Source organism: Cyclobacterium sp. SYSU L10401 (assembly GCF_010993705.1).
In the GTDB taxonomy this organism is placed as follows: domain Bacteria; phylum Bacteroidota; class Bacteroidia; order Cytophagales; family Cyclobacteriaceae; genus Cyclobacterium.
The window spans coordinates 346,994-352,846 of the sequence record NZ_WOFO01000005.1 but is presented as its reverse complement, the minus strand read 5'-3'; the positions used below and the strand labels follow the sequence as shown (position 1 = coordinate 352,846).

Sequence of the window (5,853 nt, the reverse complement as noted above, 5' to 3'; positions counted from 1 at the left end):
CTAATAACCGACTGCATAATAAGAGCCGTATGAATTGAGAGGTTCACGTACGGTTCTGTGAGAGGTTTAGGGGTGGGATTCCCCTTTACCTACTCGACTGTGCTTTCGTTATTTTTAATTCAATTATTTGCATTTTGATATTCGTCAATTAGATAAATAAGTTCCTTTGCCTTTGTTAGTGCATCTTCCGACCTATCTATTTCTGCATTTGACCGAAATTTTCTCCCAATTAGGTTATTTTCGAAAACTGCACTTTCTCTTAATATGGAAGTATTATTAAGTTCTGGACTCCGTTTCTTCGGATAAGGATTTGAATTAGGCAAAAGTGAGCCAAACTCAATATTGTTATAAGTAAATTCTTCGATATGATTTTTTACGAATTGATTATTTTCATTTGTAAGGTTTGAAATGCTTGTAACTATAGCATAATAGCCATAAATCGCTTGTATTAAATCTTGATTTTTGATCCATTGAAAATGAGAACCCGTTTCCATAGAATTAAAGGTCGTTGTATTTGGAAAAAAAGTTCTTTCTGTGGCTACATGAAACACACTATCAGAAAAAGTTGATAAAGGCAGGTTGTTATATTCCGGTAGAGAAATAACGCGAAAAGAAAAATCAACTGCTTTCAACACGGTCTTGTTATATTCAATTTGGTCATTTAAATTTTCTATATCCTTTTGAAGGTTTAATTTCAAAGAGTTTAAAGAGGCATTCAGTATATTCTGTTCTTTTTTGGATTCATTCAAATTATTTATTTGTAAAGCAATCAAAATTCCAATAACCACAAGAATAATTTCTCCAATGGCATAAATCAGATACTTACTGAATTTGTTTTCAGAGAGTAGTTTTTGTCTTATTTTTCTAAAGAATTTTATCATTGGTTAGCGGTTTCTGATAATGAAGCACAACGTCCGGGGCTTGTGTGCGGCGGGCACTTTCGGAGCGCTTTTCTTCCCGGCTTTCACAAACTTCCTTAAATGTACTAAAATAATATTTTAATCGTAAACGGCCTGCTGCACCCAAGCTTGGGTTACAGGACGGGCGTTTCCGTGCAGTTTTTCCCGGTGGTACCGGTCAAATTTTAAGAACGGGAATGACCTCACTGTACGACCTGGACCGGATCTTTTCATCCTGTTCGAAACCTTTCGGTTCCCTTGATGGCCGCCCCCTGGTGGATCAACACTTTCAGGGTTTTTCCGGCAGCTCCCCCATAGCGGTCCGGACCCTCCAATCTTCGTCTTTATAGTCTTTTCCTTCCGGAGATCTGCCGTCCGGCCCTGCGCCTCCTGTACAGGACTGTGAACTCCCATAACCGGGACAAGACCCTTCTCGGCAACCGTGTTCTTTATCTGTAAAAAACCTCCTTCATTCCTGAATATAACGCAGGCCACCTTCGGAAACGGAAAAAGTCCTTTGCCTTGGATGCCGGAAAAAACCCTGGTCCGGTCCTTCGTGAACTTCCAGGTTATCGAATGCTTCCTTCCGAAGCCTAACCAATATCCCCAACTTCACCTGCCTGTCCTGTAACTCGTATATATACCTGACCGGGTCAGGGTTATCTGTCCATTTTAAGTTGGATAACCCTGATAAAATTACTTTTCTGTCTGGGTTTAATATTACTGCTTATTTCGTTAAAGATCATCAAATGGGGACTTTATTTGTCGCAAGGAGTGCGTACTGACATGGGTATATATCTCCGTCGTCCTACTACTTTTGTGCCCCAAAAGCTCCTGAATATACCGCAAATCAGTACCGTTCTCCAACAAATGGGTCGCATACGAGTGACGAAGCCAATGAAGCGTAACTGGCTTTTTGATCCCACTTTTTGCCAATGCCTGTTTCAATACATTCTCCAAACTTCTGTCACTATACTTTCTACCTTTCACCTTGCCTTCAAACAGGAAAATCTCCGGTTTGTCTTCACGGTAGTACTGCCTCAGCAAAAGTACCATTTTTTCCGAAAGTGGCACCACCCTGTCCTTCCTGCCTTTGGACTGCCTGATGATCAATAATCCCCTCCTGGCATCGACATCCTCGAATTTCAGCCCCAACAGTTCACTTCTTCTTAATCCGCAGGCATAAATCAACGACAACATGGCCTTGTGTTTGATGTTGTCATGTGCGTCCAAAATTCTTTTCACCTCCTCCTTGCTCAACACATTGGGAAGCAGCATGGGCTTCTTTGGCCTTTTGATGATTTCCGGATCCAGTTTTTTTTGTGCCAAAGTACCAAAATATAGCTTCAGGGCATTGATCACCTGGGATTGGTAAGAAACTGAATACTTTCTCCTGATGATAAAATCTCTGTTAAATGTTTCCAGATCATTATTGGTAACATCCTCCGGGTCTTTGTTGTCCATAAACCTGAAAAACAAAGCCATGGCTTCTGTATAGGTTTTGACAGTAGAATCAGCATACCTCCGGTTTCGCATCCAATCCCTGAGCTTGTTTACTTCTGACTGAATGGCAGGCTCAAGAACAGGTAATTCGGCAAACTTATCCTGGACTTTAACTTTTCGCAAGCTGGAATAATCCAACCAGACCTTGCCCCGAAAAAATTGAATCAGCTCGTTCAATTGGTCCTCCCGGTAAGGCACCCACCAAGCCTTATGCTTTCGGGACCACTGACATTCCGGGTAGGTTTTTACCAGCTCCTTTAAAGCAAAATCATAGGGGAAATCCAGACAGATTACCGGCAATCCCTCAAAAACAGCGTTTTTTAACACTATGGTTTTCATACAAGTAAAAAATATACCAACAATGTAGTGGAAATTTTTGAATCTGAAAAAATACCCCATTCCATTTTCCGAAAAACAACCTGCATTGCCATGCAATGAATATTCCCGGCAAAAAAGCAATACCTGTTCCGAATATCCCTTTCCGGCAACCCGGACTACTCCTGCGGCGCTACCAGGTCCAGGGTATAATTCAATTCCGAAGCAAGGGGTTCTTCCTCCGGACCCAATAAATGCAACCTGCCCTCCTTGTCCTGGCGGAAGCTTTTTAAAGCCACACTGTTTTCATCCAGCAGGCGGATGGCCATGGCGCCAGGTTCGTTTTCCAGGCCGTAGACCACCTCGTAAATCCCTTTACTGACAAACTCGCGATCCCCGTCTTCGGTACCCAGGTAGGTTTCGGTCAGTTCAAACGCACGCTCTCTCTTATCGGGACTGTTTTCGAGTTTCAGGACCGTCCGGATTCCCTCGCAGTCTGCACAGGGAAGCACCCCTTCATAGTGCATCCAGGTGGAAAAAGTATTGTCCAGCACCAGTTCTTTCTTGTTGTCCATTTCCTCCTCGTTTTCTCCCTCGTATCGGCTTTCTTCAGTAGGTGCGTCACAGGAAATCACTCCTGCAAACAGTAAGAGGTATGCCAGTTTTTTCATAAGTCGCTTTGTTTGTGTTGGATCCATTTCGGTAGTTCCTGAAGGATTTCACGGATCATGGCAGGCAAATCGTAATCTGGAGCCCAATCCCAGTCCCTTCTTGCCTCCTGGTCAGCTATGGACTGCGGCCAGCCATCTGCGATGGCTTGCCGGTAATCCGGTTCGTAAGTTATACTAAATTCCGGAAAGTAGGGAAGGATTCCCTGATACAATTCCTCCGGACTGAAGCTCATGGCGGCCAGGTTGTAGCTGGAGCGGATGCTAATCCGATCCTTGGGAGCCTGCATCAGCGCAAGGGTAGCCTTGATGGCATCGGGCATGTACATCATGGGCAGGCGGCTGTCCTTTTTTAGAAAAGACCGAAAGGATTTGCCGGCCAGGGCCTGGTGAAAAATGGCCACGGCATAGTCGGTCGTGCCCCCGCCGGGAAGGGCTTTGTAGCCGATCAGACCCGGAAAGCGCAGACTGCGCACATCCACCCCATACTGCTGGTGATAATAAGCGCACCAGCGCTCACCTGCAAGCTTGGCAATGCCGTAGGCAGTGACGGGCTCCTTGGCGGCATCTTGTGGGGTCTGATTTTTGGGGGTATCCGGACCAAACACGGCAATGCTGGAGGGCCAGAAGAGCTTGTTCAGTTTAAACTCCCGGGCAAGTTCAAGTAAATGCAAGAGGCTATCCATGTTTACCCGCCAGGATAGCAGCGGTTTTTTTTCTGCAGCAGCAGACAGAACGGCGGCCAGGTGGTATACTTGCGTGATGTTTTCTTCTTTGATGCATTTTCGCAACCGCTCCCGATCCATGACGTCCAGGACAACAAAGCGACAATAGGGAAAGGTGGCTTTTGCTTCCGGATGGATATCGCTGGCGATGACCGCCTCTGTGCCGTATACCTCCGTTAATTGCTGTGTCAATTCCGTACCGAGCTGTCCCGCAGCCCCGGTTACCAATACCTTCTCCATTCGGGTTTATTTTGATTTGAGTGATTTAACGCTACAATTTCAGAATTTTTATACAATCAGCTGTCATTTTTCTTTAAAAATTGTAAATTCATCACTCAGAATCCGGGTATCAGGAACAAAACAAAAAAAACATGTTTGGCAAAATTCAAGCGCAGCTGAAGGAAGAAATTGAAAATATCAAAGCCTCAGGGCTTTACAAAACAGAACGGGTCATTCACTCCCCTCAAGGCGCAGAGGTAACACTTGCCGACGGCAGCCGGGTACTGAATTTCTGTGCCAACAATTACCTGGGCCTGTCCAGCCATCCAAAAGTAATCGAGGCGGCCAAGGCAGCCATAGATAGCCACGGATTTGGTATGTCATCGGTTCGTTTTATCTGTGGCACCCAGGACATTCACCAAACGCTGGAAAAAAAGATCTCCGAATTTTTGGGTACAGAAGATACCATTTTGTATGCTGCTGCCTTTGATGCCAACGGTGGCGTCTTCGAACCCATCCTGGGGCCCGAAGACGCCATCCTTTCGGATGCTTTAAATCACGCCTCCATCATTGATGGGGTAAGGCTTTGTAAGGCCATGCGGTTTCGGTACCGCCACAATGACATGGCCGACCTGGAAGCCCAGCTCCAGGCAGCCGAAGCAAAAGGCGCAAGGCACAAGTTGATCGTGACCGATGGGGTCTTCTCCATGGATGGTACCATCGCCCAACTGGATAAAATCGTGGCCCTGGCAGAGAAATACCAGGCCATGGTGATGTCTGATGAATGCCATTCTACCGGCTTTATGGGAAAAACGGGTAGGGGCGTACACGAACTGAAGGGCGTGATGGGCAAGGTGGATATCATTACCGGCACCTTGGGGAAAGCCCTGGGAGGTGCCTCCGGTGGGTTTACCTCCGGCAGAAAAGAAATCATCGAACTCCTGCGCCAAAAATCCCGGCCCTACCTGTTTTCCAATACCCTGGCACCGGCCATTGCCGGGGCCTCCATTGCGGTGTTTGACCTGTTGTCGGAAACCACAGCACTTCGGGACCGGCTGGAAGCCAACACGCGCTTTTTCCGGGAAGGCATCCGGGAGGCGGGTTTTGCGGTAAAGGAAGGGACGCACCCCATTGTGCCCATCATGCTACAGGAAGCCCCGCTGGCCCAAAAGATGGCGGAGCGCTTGTTGGAGAAGGGCATATATGTCATCGGCTTTTACTACCCCGTGGTGCCCAAAGGAGAGGCGCGCATCCGTGTGCAATTGTCCGCCGCCCACGAAAAAGAACACCTGGAAAAAGCCATCGATGCCTTTACCGAAGTAGGAAAGGAGCTGGGTGTAATTGGCTAATGCATGCTATTATTGGTTCACCACAGATGGCCACAGATTCGCACAGATTTTTTTTCCGGTGCTGACTACAAAAATAGCAACCTTTGTTACTCCTTTTATGCTTCATAGTAGATCAATACCGAATTTATGGCTTAGCTTTCATTTGATCTGTGAGAATCTGAGTAATCTGTGGTGC

General features: G+C 46.4%; 5 protein-coding genes. 1 reads left to right on the top strand and 4 read right to left on the bottom strand.

The features are described 5' to 3' along the window. Nucleotides 1–119 precede the first annotated feature (119 nt). From GL182_RS14595 to GL182_RS14580, 4 genes are all read right to left on the bottom strand, one after another. Nucleotides 120–881 (bottom strand): DUF6090 family protein, encoded by a 762-nt coding sequence (locus GL182_RS14595; protein WP_163380119.1) that lies wholly within the window; start codon nt 879–881, stop codon nt 120–122. Between the two features lie 753 nt (nt 882–1,634). Continuing rightward, entirely contained in the window at nt 1,635–2,741 is a 1,107-nt protein-coding gene (locus GL182_RS14590; protein ID WP_163380438.1) for a tyrosine-type recombinase/integrase, read from the bottom strand. 155 nt (nt 2,742–2,896) lie between these two features. After that, nucleotides 2,897–3,388, bottom strand: coding sequence for a copper resistance protein NlpE (locus GL182_RS14585; RefSeq protein WP_205603663.1), 492 nt, complete (start codon nt 3,386–3,388; stop codon nt 2,897–2,899). Then, on the bottom strand, nt 3,385–4,350 hold the full coding sequence (locus tag GL182_RS14580) for an NAD-dependent epimerase/dehydratase family protein (RefSeq protein WP_163380434.1): 966 nt from the start codon (nt 4,348–4,350) through the stop codon (nt 3,385–3,387). Before GL182_RS14580 ends, GL182_RS14585 begins: the two co-directional genes overlap by 4 nt. A 131-nt stretch (nt 4,351–4,481) precedes the next feature. Between GL182_RS14580 and kbl the strand changes: the two genes are divergently transcribed. Then, entirely contained in the window at nt 4,482–5,678 is a 1,197-nt protein-coding gene (gene kbl, locus GL182_RS14575) for a glycine C-acetyltransferase (protein ID WP_163380432.1), read from the top strand. Nucleotides 5,679–5,853: the final 175 nt, after the last annotated feature.